18 protein-coding genes and 2 tRNA genes are annotated in these 14373 nt (G+C 43.6%); 9 read left to right on the top strand and 11 right to left on the bottom strand.

Annotated features, from left to right (window positions below):
• From ACP5N5_RS00520 to ACP5N5_RS00540, 5 genes are all read right to left on the bottom strand, one after another.
• Positions 1–331 (bottom strand): RIO1 family regulatory kinase/ATPase (locus ACP5N5_RS00520; RefSeq protein ID WP_428131076.1); only part of this gene is annotated, 331 nt, incomplete at its 3' end.
• On the bottom strand, positions 328–678 hold the full coding sequence (locus ACP5N5_RS00525) for a translation initiation factor aIF-1A (protein ID WP_012608753.1): 351 nt from the start codon (positions 676–678) through the stop codon (positions 328–330). The genes ACP5N5_RS00520 and ACP5N5_RS00525, both read right to left, overlap by 4 nt.
• The gene (locus tag ACP5N5_RS00530; protein WP_428131088.1) at positions 675–1745 is read right to left on the bottom strand and encodes a 60S ribosomal export protein NMD3; all 1071 of its coding nucleotides are present in this window, start codon (positions 1743–1745) and stop codon (positions 675–677) included. Before ACP5N5_RS00530 ends, ACP5N5_RS00525 begins: the two co-directional genes overlap by 4 nt.
• Positions 1746–1760: 15 nt before the next feature.
• A complete protein-coding gene (locus ACP5N5_RS00535; protein WP_012608751.1) occupies positions 1761–2087 on the bottom strand; it encodes a DUF424 domain-containing protein in 327 nt (108 codons plus the stop codon).
• 9 nt (positions 2088–2096) lie between these two features.
• The gene (locus ACP5N5_RS00540; protein WP_012608750.1) at positions 2097–2522 is read right to left on the bottom strand and encodes a translation initiation factor IF-2 subunit beta; all 426 of its coding nucleotides are present in this window, start codon (positions 2520–2522) and stop codon (positions 2097–2099) included.
• A 112-nt stretch (positions 2523–2634) separates the two neighbouring features.
• On the opposite strand from ACP5N5_RS00540, the gene ACP5N5_RS00545 reads away from it, so the two are divergent.
• Positions 2635–3933, top strand: a complete 1299-nt coding sequence (locus ACP5N5_RS00545; protein WP_276813725.1) for a tRNA (N(6)-L-threonylcarbamoyladenosine(37)-C(2))-methylthiotransferase — start codon at positions 2635–2637, stop codon at positions 3931–3933.
• Between the two features lie 46 nt (positions 3934–3979).
• Here ACP5N5_RS00545 and ACP5N5_RS00550 read toward each other — a convergent pair whose 3' ends face one another.
• The 4 genes from ACP5N5_RS00550 to ACP5N5_RS00565 form a co-directional block, all read right to left on the bottom strand.
• Positions 3980–4789, bottom strand: a complete 810-nt coding sequence (locus ACP5N5_RS00550; protein ID WP_428131104.1) for a hypothetical protein — start codon at positions 4787–4789, stop codon at positions 3980–3982.
• A gap of 162 nt (positions 4790–4951) precedes the next feature.
• Positions 4952–5608: an NAD-binding protein gene (locus ACP5N5_RS00555; protein WP_428131107.1), complete on the bottom strand. Its 657-nt coding sequence runs from the start codon at positions 5606–5608 to the stop codon at positions 4952–4954.
• Between the two features lie 139 nt (positions 5609–5747).
• The gene (locus ACP5N5_RS00560; RefSeq protein WP_042667775.1) at positions 5748–6020 is read right to left on the bottom strand and encodes an elongation factor 1-beta; all 273 of its coding nucleotides are present in this window, start codon (positions 6018–6020) and stop codon (positions 5748–5750) included.
• Between the two features lie 11 nt (positions 6021–6031).
• Positions 6032–6253 (bottom strand): zinc finger domain-containing protein, encoded by a 222-nt coding sequence (locus tag ACP5N5_RS00565; RefSeq protein WP_048058896.1) that lies wholly within the window; start codon positions 6251–6253, stop codon positions 6032–6034.
• Between the two features lie 128 nt (positions 6254–6381).
• On the opposite strand from ACP5N5_RS00565, the gene pth2 reads away from it, so the two are divergent.
• Complete coding sequence (pth2, locus tag ACP5N5_RS00570; RefSeq protein ID WP_012608743.1) at positions 6382–6729, top strand: peptidyl-tRNA hydrolase Pth2; 348 nt, start codon at positions 6382–6384, stop codon at positions 6727–6729.
• A gap of 28 nt (positions 6730–6757) precedes the next feature.
• Positions 6758–7870 (top strand): tRNA pseudouridine(13) synthase TruD, encoded by a 1113-nt coding sequence (truD, locus tag ACP5N5_RS00575; RefSeq protein WP_428131123.1) that lies wholly within the window; start codon positions 6758–6760, stop codon positions 7868–7870.
• Between the two features lie 2 nt (positions 7871–7872).
• Here the strand turns inward: truD and ACP5N5_RS00580 are convergent, their stop codons facing one another.
• Positions 7873–8370: a transcription elongation factor gene (locus tag ACP5N5_RS00580; protein WP_042667773.1), complete on the bottom strand. Its 498-nt coding sequence runs from the start codon at positions 8368–8370 to the stop codon at positions 7873–7875.
• Between the two features lie 167 nt (positions 8371–8537).
• On the opposite strand from ACP5N5_RS00580, the gene ACP5N5_RS00585 reads away from it, so the two are divergent.
• Positions 8538–8681: transfer RNA gene (locus tag ACP5N5_RS00585), tRNA-Trp, on the top strand.
• Between the two features lie 243 nt (positions 8682–8924).
• Positions 8925–10082 carry an ABC transporter ATP-binding protein gene (locus ACP5N5_RS00590; protein ID WP_428131134.1) on the top strand — a complete coding sequence of 386 codons (1158 nt, stop codon included), beginning with the start codon at positions 8925–8927 and terminating at the stop codon, positions 10080–10082.
• A gap of 8 nt (positions 10083–10090) precedes the next feature.
• On the opposite strand, the gene ACP5N5_RS00595 is transcribed toward ACP5N5_RS00590, so the two are convergent.
• Positions 10091–10165: transfer RNA gene (locus tag ACP5N5_RS00595), tRNA-Val, on the bottom strand.
• Between the two features lie 112 nt (positions 10166–10277).
• On the opposite strand from ACP5N5_RS00595, the gene ACP5N5_RS00600 reads away from it, so the two are divergent.
• The 4 genes from ACP5N5_RS00600 to fen all read left to right on the top strand — a co-directional run bounded on the left by ACP5N5_RS00600 (position 10278) and on the right by fen (position 14358).
• Positions 10278–10553, top strand: coding sequence for a hypothetical protein (locus ACP5N5_RS00600; RefSeq protein WP_042667771.1), 276 nt, complete (start codon positions 10278–10280; stop codon positions 10551–10553).
• A gap of 202 nt (positions 10554–10755) precedes the next feature.
• Entirely contained in the window at positions 10756–12948 is a 2193-nt protein-coding gene (locus ACP5N5_RS00605) for a CDC48 family AAA ATPase (RefSeq protein ID WP_042667770.1), read from the top strand.
• 31 nt (positions 12949–12979) lie between these two features.
• Positions 12980–13240, top strand: a complete 261-nt coding sequence (locus tag ACP5N5_RS00610; protein ID WP_012608736.1) for a helix-turn-helix transcriptional regulator — start codon at positions 12980–12982, stop codon at positions 13238–13240.
• A gap of 56 nt (positions 13241–13296) precedes the next feature.
• Entirely contained in the window at positions 13297–14358 is a 1062-nt protein-coding gene (gene fen, locus ACP5N5_RS00615) for a flap endonuclease-1 (protein WP_428131142.1), read from the top strand.
• Positions 14359–14373: the final 15 nt, after the last annotated feature.

Below are 14373 nucleotides of genomic sequence, written 5' to 3' on the forward strand. Positions count from 1 at the left end.
CAAGTGTCCTTGTATCCTTGATCTTGACGTCTCTAAAGCGTGGATCCCCCATGATATACTTGTATATTCCCTTCTTGAACTCTGCCGTGCTAGTTAAATATATCTTCACGGCTAGGTATTCTCCATTATACCCTATTCCAAGATACACCCTGGCCTCTTTACCAGTGTTCACGACACCATTTAGCTTCTTAATTATTTTCTTCCTTATTAATTCAATGATAGTCATGACTGTGGCTGTATCAAAGACCTCTTCAACCGTTTCAAAGAGGTCTTTATCTTTTCTACGGGGCTCCTCCTTTTTCCTGAGTAATTTATCTATGTCGTCGCTCATATGAGTTCACTTAATGCATCGATGAACTCCTTCGGCACTACCCCCTTCTCAACCAGTTTGTTTACCTCGTTCTTACCGTACTTATATACTACTTCACCTTTTTCCGATGAAAAATCCCAGAGTCCCACCAGGATAATATCTCCCTCGGTTATCCATACCTTCCTCCTTAGTTTACCAGGTATCCTTATCTTTCTATCGACTCCATCGAGGCACTTAGCTATGAGATAGTCTCCGCCTAGATGCCTTACTACACCACATATTATCGTCCCCTCATCAGGGTTGGGTAGTGGTATCTCTCCACCATGCTCATCTCCCTGTTTTTGATGCTTCTTACTCAGACACCTCACCCCTCCTTTTTTACTACTAGTTCTCTTTCACCATCACTCAATATTATAACTTTATCACCCGGCTTTAACCCATAATTAGCTGGGGTTAAGGATGCCTCTCTCAACTCACCTGTTTCCTCGTTTAGGAGATATATTGTTGACTTGTCTATGGCTATTACAGTGAATACTCGTTCATCTATATAGATCCCACCGGGCTTTTCGAGCACTCTGTCCCAGTACTCTGAGAGACGAGCTTCCACTTCTTCCCCTGTCTCCAGGATGAGGATTCTAATGACACCGTTTTCAACTTGTTTAACAATACCTAGTTTACCCCTGTATCTCACTATGTCGTTCTCTCTGATTGCAGGTATCCTTACCGATATAGTCATCACTCCGCTCCATTTACCCTCTTGGAAATCGTATTTCGTCGACTTAAACGACTCCGAGGTCTTAGCCCCATATTTCTTTACCAATATGTTAACATATTTCCTCGGGGACACTATATCTTCGAATTTTATGTCTAAACCCTCCCGTAGCTCCATTACTTCGATGATACTTTCACCTATTTCAAGATCACGTAGTAACTCCATGACCTCGTGTCGCAGCCCTTCTATGTTTTCTAGTGGTTCAAACCTCACCTGTACGAGTACTTTATGTGAACCAGTTGTTCTCCTCATGCATTTATCGCAGGTTCTATATCTAAGCTTTGTAATTACTACCTGGTTTACCTTGACAACATGTCTTCCATCGACTTCCATGGTGAATATCGCTTTAACACCATATTCACCAGCGTTGATCTTGTATATGTCGGAAACCACGTCAACCTCGATTACACTTATATTCTCATATAGGAATCTATGGAGATCCGCCAGTAGCTCCCTCCTTATAACCTCCCTTATGTCTAGGGAAGGATGCCATGCCCCCTTAAAATACCATGAACCGCATTTAGGGCATATTGTCAGTTCTACATGAGGGGTTTCCTTGAAGACTCCATGGTACTTTAGGTAGCAATTAACGCATAAGCTGTTGATTAAATCCTCCTGTTTGAATTCCCTCCCGCATTTAACGCAGAAACGAGTATTACTCAAAACATTATACCCCTATTAAATCCTCATGAAAAGAGCTATGGGTATGCCCTTTATTCTTAAAACTGCTTCAGGATGGATCAATCCCATCTCTAATGCAGCCTGGACTATTTGCTCCCCCACTATATTACCGATGGTTGCTGTAGCAAGTATTTTAACTGCTTCCTCGAGATCTAATAGTTCACCTTTATAGAAGTAGGGGTCAACGTAGAAGTTAGCCTTAATGTTCTCGTCTACTAGGTGTAGTCCCAGAATGTTTTCATCGCATGCTGCAATGATTACCTCTCCATCGACAACTTGTTTCTTAACATAGGTCTTAACCCTTTCCTTCCCTCGGTTCTCCATGATTACACCTTAAAATGCTGGAAGAGTTGTCTCAGCACCGCATGCATCGCATCTAAGCACGAATACCTTTCCCTTCTTAGTTAACCTTGTATGTACTGAACCACATGTGCTACACTTAACATACCTCTCTACAAACCTTACTAGTAACTGATTGATTGCCTGCGGATTAAACTTGCCCTTTAACTCCAGTTGGCCAGCTTCATTGATTGAGCCTGGCACATTCAACTCCTTCATGAAGTACCTCTTTAATAACTCTTCATCCCTATTAAGCACGCTGGCTATCTGCCTGAAATTTTGCACAACTGTTTTACTCCCGATGACGAGTACGTCGGCATGGGGCATCTCAAATACTTCGCCGCTCCCACGCTTGCCTCCAAGCTTCTCAAAGGCCCTCTCAACTAGTTTCTCATATCCTGGTAGGCTCTGCCTACTCAATTTACACACCTATGCTCCATGGATGATATAATAGGGTTATATATATGTAATCTATGAAGAAGCAGGATATCAGGTATCTTTACGCCGGGGATGGCTGGAAACGGGTGCTGATATGAGGGTGTATATTGAGACCTATGGATGTGCCCTGAATAAGAGCGATGAAGCATTGATGGTGGAGAATATTCTGCGCGAGGGACACGAATTAGTTAACAGTATCGAAGATGCTGATACCCTTATAATCAATACATGTATTGTGAGACTGGATACAGAATACCACATGGTTAAAAGGATAAGGGAGCTGTATGAAGTAGCTAGTAGAACAGGTAAGAAGCTAATTGTAGCCGGATGTATGGCCAAGGCCGAACCATACACGGTGTTAAAGATAGCGCCTGAGGCCAGCCTTGTTTCGCCCCAGAATTCTGCCTTGATCACAGAAGTCCTGAAGACGCGGGGTAAGGTTATATTGATTGATGGATTAAGGGAAAGAGATAGAATAGGAATTCATGTAGAAGATAGGATCGCCCCGATACCAATACAGGAGGGCTGTCTAAGCAATTGCAGCTTTTGTATAACCAAGCATGCTAGACGCATCCTCGTCAGCCATGGTATCGATGCTGTTGTAAAAGCAGTGGAGAGAGCAGTTAGAAACGGGGCAGTAGAGATACAGTTGACGGGTATGGATCTAGGTACATATGGCTTGGACCTCTATAAGACACGGAAGCTTCCGGAGCTGGTTAAGGAGGTGAGTAGAAGAGTCAGTGGTGAATACATGATTAGAATAGGTATGATAAACCCGGAGCACTTACGCTACATCCTTGATGATTTAATAGATGCTATCAATGAATCCAGCAAGGTATATAGGTTCCTCCACATACCTCTGCAATCAGGAAGCAATAAAGTACTTAGTGTAATGCGCCGCAACTATAGCGTGGAGGAGTATATCGAGATAGTTAATGAGGTTAAATCAAGGATACCTGGTGTAAGTATTGCAACCGATATCATCGTTGGACATCCCATGGAGGATGAGGAAGACTTCAACGAGACCCTTAAAGTTATAAGGGAACTAGAGTTTGAAAGAGTTCACTTGGCAGGTTATAGTATAAGACCGCTGACTTATTCAGCGTCACTACCCCAGGTACCAACCAGAGTTAAGAAGGAAAGGGTTCTAAGGGCCCTACAGGTCATAGAAGAGGTTGGCTTGAAAATACGTTTAAAATACGTTGGAAAAGAAGTGGAATGTTTCACCACGGAGCATTTGAATACATGGATTTGCAGGCTTGAAAACTATATCCCGGTAGTGGTAACAGGTAAGAGCGGAGACCCCGCTCTAGATTATGGTAGATGGATCAGGGTGCTCGTAGACAATGCTACATTTTTCGATCTAAGGGGGAGATTCCTGGAGAGTAAGTAGTACTCTACAAAGCTGTGAACGGAGACACTCTACTCCTTTAAAGCAGTTAATCGCTCATCACGTTGATACCGCTGGCTTTACCCTCAAGGGTCTTGGAGAGCGTTGAAACTAACTCGATCATAGCTTTTCTCACATCTTCATCCCTTATAGTTGCTTGAACAGGATAGAGTGTTACAAGGTATTCTAAGCGGTTGTTTGATACTTTAGCTAAAACTATCTTCCTCACATCCTTGAAACCTGGGTGTCTGTACTCCTCTAACTTCTCTGTGATCTGCCTATCTAGCTCGCTTAAATAGTTCATATCGATGCCCTCACCAGGTAAATCAACAACTACTCTGAGGGTTAACTGTGGAGGAAGCGGCTTGAAGATAGCCCGTATTAATTGTATGTTTGGTATATAATGCTCGACCCCATGTATATCCTGGACAACAGTATTTCTCGACGTTATCTTCAATATTTTACCGGTTAACGGTTTTTGGATACCCGGCATTGATATCTCATAGTACCTATTCTTCAATGGTAACTCCATTTGGAGTATTATCATCGATATATATGAGATCAACGGGTGTATGAAGAGCACTAAGGCTACTAGACCTAGAAGCCCGAAGATTGTAAGTATTCCCCAATACTGTGGAATAAATAGCATGACGGCTGTACTAATCAATATTACCACTAGTACAATATCGATGATCCTTATGGAGATATCTCGTACATTACCTGAAATGCTTCCACGTTCAGAAAGCGAGCTCAGCAATCGTGACGTAATTACCCTTATCAATATTGCTGTCAGCAATATAATAATGAATAAACTAATGCTTGCAACGTTTATTCCCGTGTCCTGGACGCCGGGATTCATTGGTGTGCCTCCCATAATCTATAATTACTCCTTATTATATACCATCAAAGAAATATATAGAGTTTCCCCGTGTAATAAGGGATCCATGACTACTCCCCTATTAGTGGCTGTGATGAGTTTTGATGGTATGAGATGCGATGAAGCAGTTACTCGCCGAGCCAGCTAGCCTTTAATCTTCCTAATTACCTCCTCATTTCTTGCCAGTATAAAGAGGATGTTTCCAGGCTTCAATATATCCGAGGGCTCTGGGATCTTGAGTTTCAAGCCATCAAATAGTAATATTATCTTTCCATCTTCCCCTAAATCTACGTTTCCGATACTGCTTTCAGCAACAGGGTCGGCTTCACTTATCGAGACCATTAGCATTTTATCCTCCCCCACGTTTCCGATAACCTTTCCATTCGAGATCGATGAGATTATCTGGGCTATTATATTAGCCACTACAACAGGTTGCACTATTGGTATACCTAGTCCAAGACTGGAAACTAATTCAGCGATCTTGGAGTCTGTGAACCTTCCAATCCTAATAGGGATATTGAATGACTTAGCTATTGCAAGCACCATTAAATTCACTTCATCACTGTTCGTCAGGGCTAGTATGACCGTGATATCCTTCATATTTATCTCGTTATAGATCCCAATATCGGTGGCGTCCCCTTCTAGAACCAGTACATCGCCGATTTTCTCAAAAATACTTCTTCTCCTTGGGTCTTTGTCGACAACGATTACTTCTTCAGCTTCCTCATGGATATTGAAGAGCGTGAGGAGATGTTCGGCTACCTTACCTCCCCCAATGATAAGTATCCTTGGCCTAGCCATAGGTCATCACCCTTGTTCCGGCTTCATTGAGATTACCTTCAAAATGGATATATCACTATTTTCATTAATATATGGATCACCTACTTAGAAGAGGATTGATTATTTGATACTGTTTAAGGTTGTTTAGACAAAATCGAATCTAGGACAACCTATTCACATACTCAACCTCGACTTGGCTTACTCCTTGTACCTGGCTTATAAGGTTCTCAAGCGTCTCAGTACCGCCCTCTGTTTGCTCAGGCATTATTATTGCCAGCCTCAATGCCTTTAACCCGAACGCTATTGGCTCTTCATCCCACATCTTTAACTCGTATCCCTCAGGGAGCGCGCTGGCTATTCTCTTCCTTAATTCATCCAGTGGTGTCTCCACGTCTTCGGGTAGTACTCTAACTATTACCAGTACCTGAGCCATTGACCACCACCTCATGGACCTCTGAATCCACAGTTTGGACAAGTATATTCGACTACTAGTTTTCTACATTTTTTACATCTCTTAATTAATACTTTTCCACAGTTTGGACAGTAGAATTCTACACCATACTCGCCTGGCTCCATTAACCTATGACAGCTATCACATATGAGTGGAGAGGCTGCCTCCTCTATTCTTATCCCTGGCTCGCTCTGCTTAAGCACATACTGCGACATTTAAACCACCTTTTTAAGCGAGACATCTCTATTGATTATGGTTAATGGGATTAAAAATATTAGTCCCTTATTTCCCAATTAGAGCCCATGCTGTGCCTGGTGAGTTAAGTTAGTGTAGGGGTTAACATATGAAACAGGTTATAGTGGTTAGAAGCGACCTGGAGATGAGTAAGGGTAAGATAGCTGCCCAGGTCGCCCATGCATCAGTTATAGCTGCGTTCGAAGCCTATTATAACCATAGAGAGTGGTTTAATGAGTGGTGGAATAGTGGGCAGAAGAAGATAGTTGTTAAGGTAAGAGGGGAGGAAGAGTTGGTGAAGATATATATGGAGGCAATATCTAATGGGTTACCTGCCTCAATAGTGAGGGATGCTGGGTTGACAGAGCTTCCCCCAGGCACAATAACGGCTGTAGCTATAGGTCCAGCGCCCGATGATAGGGTTGACAAGCTAACAGGTGGCTTAAAGCTTCTGTGATGGAATTATTTAAAAGAGGCCCCCTATAATGGATTCAGACACCGGGCGGATATATCCACATCCATTGGACTATGTATCCGGGTTGAAATATTCTTTAACAAGCCTCTCGGTGAATCATGAATATAGAATAACGCCTTCAAGCTTTATAGTCCGTGAAGTCATTGATGAAGGATACCTGGTTAAAAGAGTGGATCTCCATGGTAAGGAAGGATATATTGTTGTAAGGGTTGTAAAGAGAGGTCTTGATACCTTTGAGGCCCTAAGAATACTCTCGAGGAAGCTAGATATCCCGGTTGAGAATATACATTTCCATGGATTAAAGGATAAGAACGCGACTACCACTTCATACTTCTACATTAAGAGACTACTGGTGGATGAGAGGATTTTCCCTATACAGGGAGACAAAGTGGTTTTCGAGATAGCTGGATACACGAGGTTTAAGCCGGGCAGGGAAATATTCAAGGGTAATGAGTTTGAAGTACTCATCCAAGGCCTTGATGAGCGTCAGCAAGAAGTCATGAAAAAGATCCTCGAGCTGATCAGTAGGCATGGGCTCCCGGCCTACTATGGATACCAGAGATTTGGTGTAAAGAGGTATAATACACATTTACTAGGTAAATACGTCGTAAAAAGACGCGAGAACTGTTTCTCAAGAATTCTTCTTGATACCATGTATCCTGGGGAGGATTTGGAAGCCATAGTAAAAAGGATAAGGAGGGATTTCACCGGCTTCTACTATGAGGGTAGATATGTTAGGGCTGGATACAACGGCTTAGGGTTGAAGAATGTTCTCAGGGCTCTTAACGAGATAATTATTGATGCGTACGCCGGATACCTGTATAACTTATTACTCAATAAGATAATTGAGGAGAAGGGATTCGTGGATCTTGATAAGGAATACCCTATGCCCGGCTGTATTGAAAGCATTGAATTATATAGTGGTATATTCAGCGAGGAAGGGCTCACGCTAGAGGAGGCGAGGAGTCTTCCATGCTATTATAGGAATGGGTTGTTCAAGCCGTTGAACACACGGATGTCTTGTGCTGGTGATGTATGTAGATTAGTGTTTATGTTGGAACCTGGGTTATACGCTACGATTGTACTGAGGGAGTTATTTAAGGAGAAGCTAGTCTTAAACTAGATTTATTCAAAAATTATTCGGGTTTCAACACCGAGCAGGCTTGATAATAGTTTCTCGTATTCCTCCCTGTTTCTCCCTAATATCCTTCTATCTCTCTTTGATACTCTAACATTAAGCATTTCACTGCCGCTTGGTAGCCATACCTGGTTTACACCTATCAGTGATGCTGGAGCAATTAGTTGTTCTATTAATCGCTTGACGTCGCCTGTCTCAATAACTACTTTAACCCTGTCCCCTAGCTTCTGTGAGAGTTCTCTCTCCAGCTCGCTTATTTCGCCGGGTTCAAAGCCGTTTCTAAGCATTACTATTACCTGGTTACTGATCCTAAAGGAACGGACATACTCTCCTTTCTTAAGAAACTTTAACTCTTCCTCTAGATCCATGAGTATCCTCATCACTGGTATTTCATCTTCCCTGACAGTACCTGACTCCACCTTCCTTTGGCAGCTGGCACAGAGCACGCCACTCTTCACACATATCCTGTCGAGTGGGTACTTCAAGCCTCATCATCACCGTTTCATTGCTCTGCCTCTATAAAAATAATGGTTCAACTCTTTTTAAATATGGTTCTAACAATGAAAGAATTGTTTATGGGAACACGTGCTGCCCCTGTGTGAAAAAGATTTAAACGCCTTCGTCCAATAACCTAGTATTGATGACTTGTAGTGGGCCCGTAGCTCAGCCAGGCAGAGCGGCGGACGCCTCTGGCGGCCGATGCTCCAGATCACTATGGGTCAGAGCGACCGTTTGGGATGACTGAGGTCTGGAGGGAGTGACCCGTAGGTCAGGGGTTCGAATCCCCTCGGGCCCACTACTTTTATTCTGTAGGAGAATTATGGTGTACATGAATCAGTATGAGTACTTCATGGAGAAACCGAGGCTCTTTATTTCAAGGGGCGGCAAGTACCACCTACTCTCGTGAATGGTGAGGTAGTGAAGCATAAAAGGCCTGGGTTTGACTAGGTTGATGCAAAATATCTGGGGGTACATTAATCATAATATTTTTAATGGTTGATTTATGTTTTTATATATAGTGGTCTATTGGTGTATCATCGTGCCTAGTGTTAGGCTGGAGAATGTGGTTAAAAGATATGGTAGGATTATCGCTGTAAATAATGTCTCCCTTGTGATCAACGACGGCGAGTTCTTCACTATTTTGGGGCCTTCGGGGTGCGGTAAATCAACGACGCTGAGACTCATAGCTGGCCTTGAATTCCCTGATGAGGGAAAAATATACATCGGGGACAAGGATGTCACGATGATGCATCCGAAGGATAGAGATGTAGCAATGGTTTTCCAGAACTATGCTTTATATCCTCATATGACGGTTTTCGAGAACATAGCTTTCCCACTAGAGGTGAGGAGGAAAGAGCTTGGGTTAACAAGGGAAGATATTAATAAAATGGTTGTTGAAACGGCTAGGTTCCTCAGCATAGATCATTTACTCGATAGAAGACCAAGCCAGTTATCAGGAGGCCAGCAACAAAGGGTTGCACTAGCCAGAGCACTGGTGAGAAAGCCAAAGGTCTGGTTACTTGACGAGCCTTTAAGTAATCTAGATGCCAAGTTAAGACTCTTGATGAGGGCTGAGCTGAAGAAGCTTCAGAAAACACTGGGTATAACCACGGTATACGTTACCCATGACCAGGTTGAGGCTATGACTATGTCTGACAGGATAGCAGTAATGGAGGGCGGCAGGGTTAGACAGATTGGTACGCCTGATGAGCTCTACGACAGGCCTGCTAATATATTTGTAGCAGGATTCATTGGCACGCCACCCATAAACCTGGTAAAAGGCTTATTCAGGGTTACCAACGAGGAGATCAAGGCTGTAAAAGGAATAGGGATAATAGAACCAGTTAAGACGAGGTATCTCCTAGAATTACTCGGTATAAGGGTACCCATAGACCCGACAATAGGTGAGAGGATAGAATCTAAGGGTGTATCCGAGATAGTACTTGGTATACGTCCACAGTACGTTGAAATAGTTGAGGATAATGCTGATAAATCCTTAGGTGATATAAGCGGCGAGGTCTTAGTGGTGGAGCCAACTGGTACAGAGAATATCGTGACTATTAAGATAAGAGATGAGCTGATAAGGGCTGTGTCACCGGCAAGGATGAAGATACAGATGGGTTCAGTTGTAACGCTTAAGCTAGATTGGAGTAAAGCATTATTATTTGACTCGAGAACAGAGGACCTTATAGCATAAGGAAGTAATGGGCCCGCGGGGACTTGAACCCCGGGCCTCCGCCGTGTCAGGGCGGCGTCCTAACCAAGCTAGACGACGGGCCCTCTTTTGATGACTCATAATATGGTAGACTAATAAATTTTATTATGGTGAAGCGTCTAGGTAATTATTGTGTAGGGGGCGTCATGTGGCTTTTTATAATCAGTGGTGGATTAGATGTCGCTTGACATGCGCGAGGTAGCTCGTACAAAGCTGTTAACCGGTCCCTCAAAGATACTTGTCTTAATGTATATGGGTGCTAAACGTAAAGTAGACTTCATTAAGGCTGGGTTAGGGGCTAGTACAATATACTATAACATGCTCTTCCTGGTCGAGGCAGGCCTGGTTGTTAAGAAGAATGGGGAGTATGTTTTAACCGAGAAAGGGGTGATGCTTGCAAAGGCTCTGTTAGAATGCTTGTTGAAAGCTAAGGATATATTGGGAGGTCTCTAGTTTTCGGTTAAACTACATAGAGGGCAGACTTAAAGAGCTTGAGAACATATCAAAGGGTTAAGAAGCCGACGCCCTCTAATTCAGTGGATTTTCCCAGAGCACCCGGTATTAGAAAGCTTTTTTACGGGTTTAAGAGAGTTAGTTCTACTAGGTGTTTTACCAGCTCTTTAACCATGGGAGAATTACTATATGGTGAAGCATATTGGTGAGAATAGTTTTAAAGGTCCTAGATGCTGATCGCAGGGATTATGGTAAGGGAATCGCCAGGCTCGACCCTGAGGTAATGGAGAAGTATGGTATAATGGATGGAGACCTATTACTCATCGAGGGTGATATGGAGGCTGCTGCGCTAGCTGGAAGCGGGAATACCCAGGATAGGGGTAAAGGTGTTATAAGGCTTGATCCATTGCTAAGACATAACGCTAGAGTTGAAATAGGGGATATAGTGGTAGTTGAGAAAGTAGAGCGTAGATATGCTAAAGTAGTAAAACTAGCACCCACAAACTATCATGCCTTGATCGAGGGTTATGTTTTAGAGAGTATAAGGAGTAAGTTGATAGGTTATCCCCTCATGGAGGACAATGAGATACAGGTCGTGATAGCTGATATGCCGATACCTTTCAAAGTAATCTCCATCAAGCCAAGAGGACCCGCACTAGTCTTTGATGAGACAGAGATATACGTCTTCGAAGAACCAGTAGGCGAGTTTCCTCGCGTCACCTTTGAGGATATAGGTGGGCTTGGAAACATAATAGACAAGATTAGAGAGATGATAGAGATACCATTGAAGTATAGAAAGGTATTCAGAAAACTTGGTATAGAGCCACCTAAGGGGATATTGCTCTACGGTCCACCAGGCACAGGTAAGACGCTGCTGGCTAAGGCTTTAGCTAACGAGGTTAACGCATACTTTGTAACTATTAATGGACCGGAGATAATGAGTAAGTACTATGGCGAATCCGAGCAACGATTACGCGAGATATTTAAGCTGGCTAAGAAGAAATCGAGGAAGAACCCGGCTATAATATTCATCGATGAAATAGATGCGATAGCGCCTAAGAGAGATGAAGTAGTCGGAGAAGTAGAGAGGAGAGTGGTAGCTCAGCTCCTCGCATTAATGGATGGGTTGGAGAGCAGGGGAAATGTAATAGTTATAGCGGCCACAAACAGGCCTAACGCGTTAGATCCAGCTCTCAGAAGGCCTGGAAGATTTGACAGGGAGATCGAGATACCAATGCCGGATAAAAAAGGTAGGCTCGAGATACTCCAGATACATACGCGGAGGCTCCGGGAACTCGGTATTCTCTCGGAGGATGTTGATCTAAATAAACTGGCTGAGATAACCCATGGATACACTGGTGCCGATCTAGCGGCATTGGTTAAGGAGGCAGTGCTCCATGCGATTAGGAGGCAGATACCACTTGATCAACCCAGTGAATGGCCATTACCCGATGCCCTACTCACATCTATTAAAATCACCTTCGAGGACTTCCTCTTTGCCTATAGGAGTATTGTACCAAGCGGCCTACGTGAAATACATGTTGAAGTACCAGATGTCAGGTGGAGTGATATCGGGGGGCTTGAGGAGGTTAAGAGGTCTCTTAGGGAAAACGTTGAGCTGCCATTGAGATACCCGGAGATATATGAGAGATACGGGATAAAGCCTCCAAGAGGCGTTTTATTATACGGACCTCCTGGATGCGGTAAAACCTTGCTTGCGAAGGCTGTTGCAACCGAGAGCGGGGCAAACTTCATAGCTGTCAAGGGTCCGGAGATAATGAGTAAATGGGTTGGAGAATCTGAGAGAGCTATTAGAGAGATATTTAGGAAGGCTAGGCTCTATGCTCCAGTGGTAATATTCTTCGATGAGATAGATGCGATAGCGTCCCTGAGGGGTATTGAAACGGATTCGGGTGCCTCAGAAAGGGTAGTTACACAGTTAATAACCGAGATGGACGGTATACAGAAACTCGAAAACGTCGTCGTATTAGCTGCAACCAATAGGCCGGATCTCCTGGATCCAGCTTTACTGAGGCCTGGGAGATTCGATAAACTAATATATGTTCCACCCCCAGACTTCAATGCTAGGCTGGAAATACTTAGAATACATACTAGAAGTATACCTTTGAGCAGGGATGTTAACCTAGTTGAACTGGCCAGAATTACGGAGGGCTATAGTGGAGCCGATTTAGAGGCGGTTGTGAGGGAGACAGTTATGTTGGCGTTGAGGGGGTCTCCATTTATAGAGATGGTTGAGAGGAAGCATTTCATGAATGCTCTGGAGTTAGTGAAGCCAAGTATAAATGATGCAATAATAAAATTCTATATTGAGTGGGGTAATAGAGCAAGGCAAACGCTTCCAAGACACGGTATTAAACCCAGTATATACACGTAGAGTAGTGGAAGTATTTTGGGTGATGTGCGGTATGACCAAGTATAATCCGGGATACTGGAGGATAACACCGCTCTTTAGAGCTATATTGGAGGTGCTGGTGTCTAAACCTGAAGGAATAACCGAAAGTGATCTCGACGAGGCATTAAAGAAGAAATATGGATTAGTCTTTGCTAAGTCAGAGCTGTATCATACATTGATGAGGCTTGAGCTAACTGGATTAATACAGGTTGAACCAGTTGGGAAGGAGTTCTTCGTGAAATTGTCTCCCAGGTTCAATGAGTATATAAAGTAACCTCTTCGAGTTAAATATTTAACACCATGTATATTGATCAGCATAATGGTGTAGATATGGGAGTAGACTTAAAAGACATTATACCAGGCGAAGCTAAAACGGTTATCGAGGATCTCAGGATCCTACATGGCAAGATTATAGTGATAGATGGCTATAACGCATTATACCAGTTCCTAGCTGCAATCAGACAACCGGATGGGACCCCTCTAATGGATAACAGCGGGAGGATCACGAGTCATTTAAGCGGTTTATTCTATAGAACCATAAATATCGTTGAGGCAGGGATAAAACCAGTCTACGTGTTTGATGGTAAACCCCCTGAATTGAAGGCGAGGGAGATAGAGAGGAGGAAAGCCGTTAAGGAGGAGGCAGCAAAGAAGTACGAGGAAGCCGTTCAATCCGGAGACCTCGAGCTCGCGAGGAGATACGCAATGATGTCGGCCAAGCTGACAGAGGAAATGGTGAGGGATGCTAAATCATTACTAGACGCAATGGGTATTCCATGGGTTCAAGCACCAGCGGAGGGCGAGGCTCAGGCAGCCTATATTGTTAAGAAGGGGGATGCCTATGCATCCGCCTCACAGGATTACGATAGCTTGCTATTCGGCTCCCCTAAGCTCGTTAGAAACCTGACCATAAGCGGTAGGAGAAAGCTACCGAGAAAAAACGAGTATGTTGAAGTAAAGCCGGAGCTCATAGAGCTCGACAAACTCCTTGTTCAGCTAGGTATAACCCTTGAGAACCTCATCGATATAGGTATACTCCTGGGGACAGATTACAATCCAGACGGCTTCGAAGGCATAGGCCCCAAGAAGGCTCTTCAACTAGTTAAGGCATACGGGGGAATCGAGAAGATACCGAAACCCATTTTGAAGTCGCCGATAGAAGTAGATGTTATAGCAATAAAGAAATACTTCCTTCAACCACAGGTAACAGACAACTACAGGATTGAATGGCATACCCCCGATCCCGATGCAGTGAAAAGAATATTGGTGGATGAACATGATTTCAGTATAGATAGAGTTAGCACAGCGCTTGAGAGATACATGAAGGCCTTTAAAGAAAATATACGGGGAGAACAGAAAGGTCTCTCTAAATGGTTCAGTAAGCCGAAGTAGTTGGGTTTCCAGGAT

It is taken from the genome of Desulfurococcus sp. (assembly GCF_049970475.1).
GTDB classification, from domain to species: domain Archaea; phylum Thermoproteota; class Thermoprotei_A; order Sulfolobales; family Desulfurococcaceae; genus Desulfurococcus; species Desulfurococcus amylolyticus.

Excerpts from the sequence above, each read along its gene's own strand:
- ACP5N5_RS00535 (WP_012608751.1), bottom strand. The coding sequence starts at position 2,087 with ATGGAGAACCGAGGGAAGGAAAGGGTTAAGACCTATGTTAAGAAACAA.
- ACP5N5_RS00545 (WP_276813725.1), top strand. The coding sequence starts at position 2,635 with ATGAGGGTGTATATTGAGACCTATGGATGTGCCCTGAATAAGAGCGAT.
- ACP5N5_RS00550 (WP_428131104.1), bottom strand. The coding sequence starts at position 4,789 with ATGAATCCCGGCGTCCAGGACACGGGAATAAACGTTGCAAGCATTAGT.
- ACP5N5_RS00555 (WP_428131107.1), bottom strand. The coding sequence starts at position 5,608 with ATGGCTAGGCCAAGGATACTTATCATTGGGGGAGGTAAGGTAGCCGAA.
- ACP5N5_RS00560 (WP_042667775.1), bottom strand. The coding sequence starts at position 6,020 with ATGGCTCAGGTACTGGTAATAGTTAGAGTACTACCCGAAGACGTGGAG.
- ACP5N5_RS00565 (WP_048058896.1), bottom strand. The coding sequence starts at position 6,253 with ATGTCGCAGTATGTGCTTAAGCAGAGCGAGCCAGGGATAAGAATAGAG.
- pth2 (WP_012608743.1), top strand. The coding sequence starts at position 6,382 with ATGAAACAGGTTATAGTGGTTAGAAGCGACCTGGAGATGAGTAAGGGT.
- truD (WP_428131123.1), top strand. The coding sequence starts at position 6,758 with ATGGATTCAGACACCGGGCGGATATATCCACATCCATTGGACTATGTA.
- ACP5N5_RS00600 (WP_042667771.1), top strand. The coding sequence starts at position 10,278 with ATGTCGCTTGACATGCGCGAGGTAGCTCGTACAAAGCTGTTAACCGGT.
- ACP5N5_RS00610 (WP_012608736.1), top strand. The coding sequence starts at position 12,980 with ATGACCAAGTATAATCCGGGATACTGGAGGATAACACCGCTCTTTAGA.
- fen (WP_428131142.1), top strand. The coding sequence starts at position 13,297 with ATGGGAGTAGACTTAAAAGACATTATACCAGGCGAAGCTAAAACGGTT.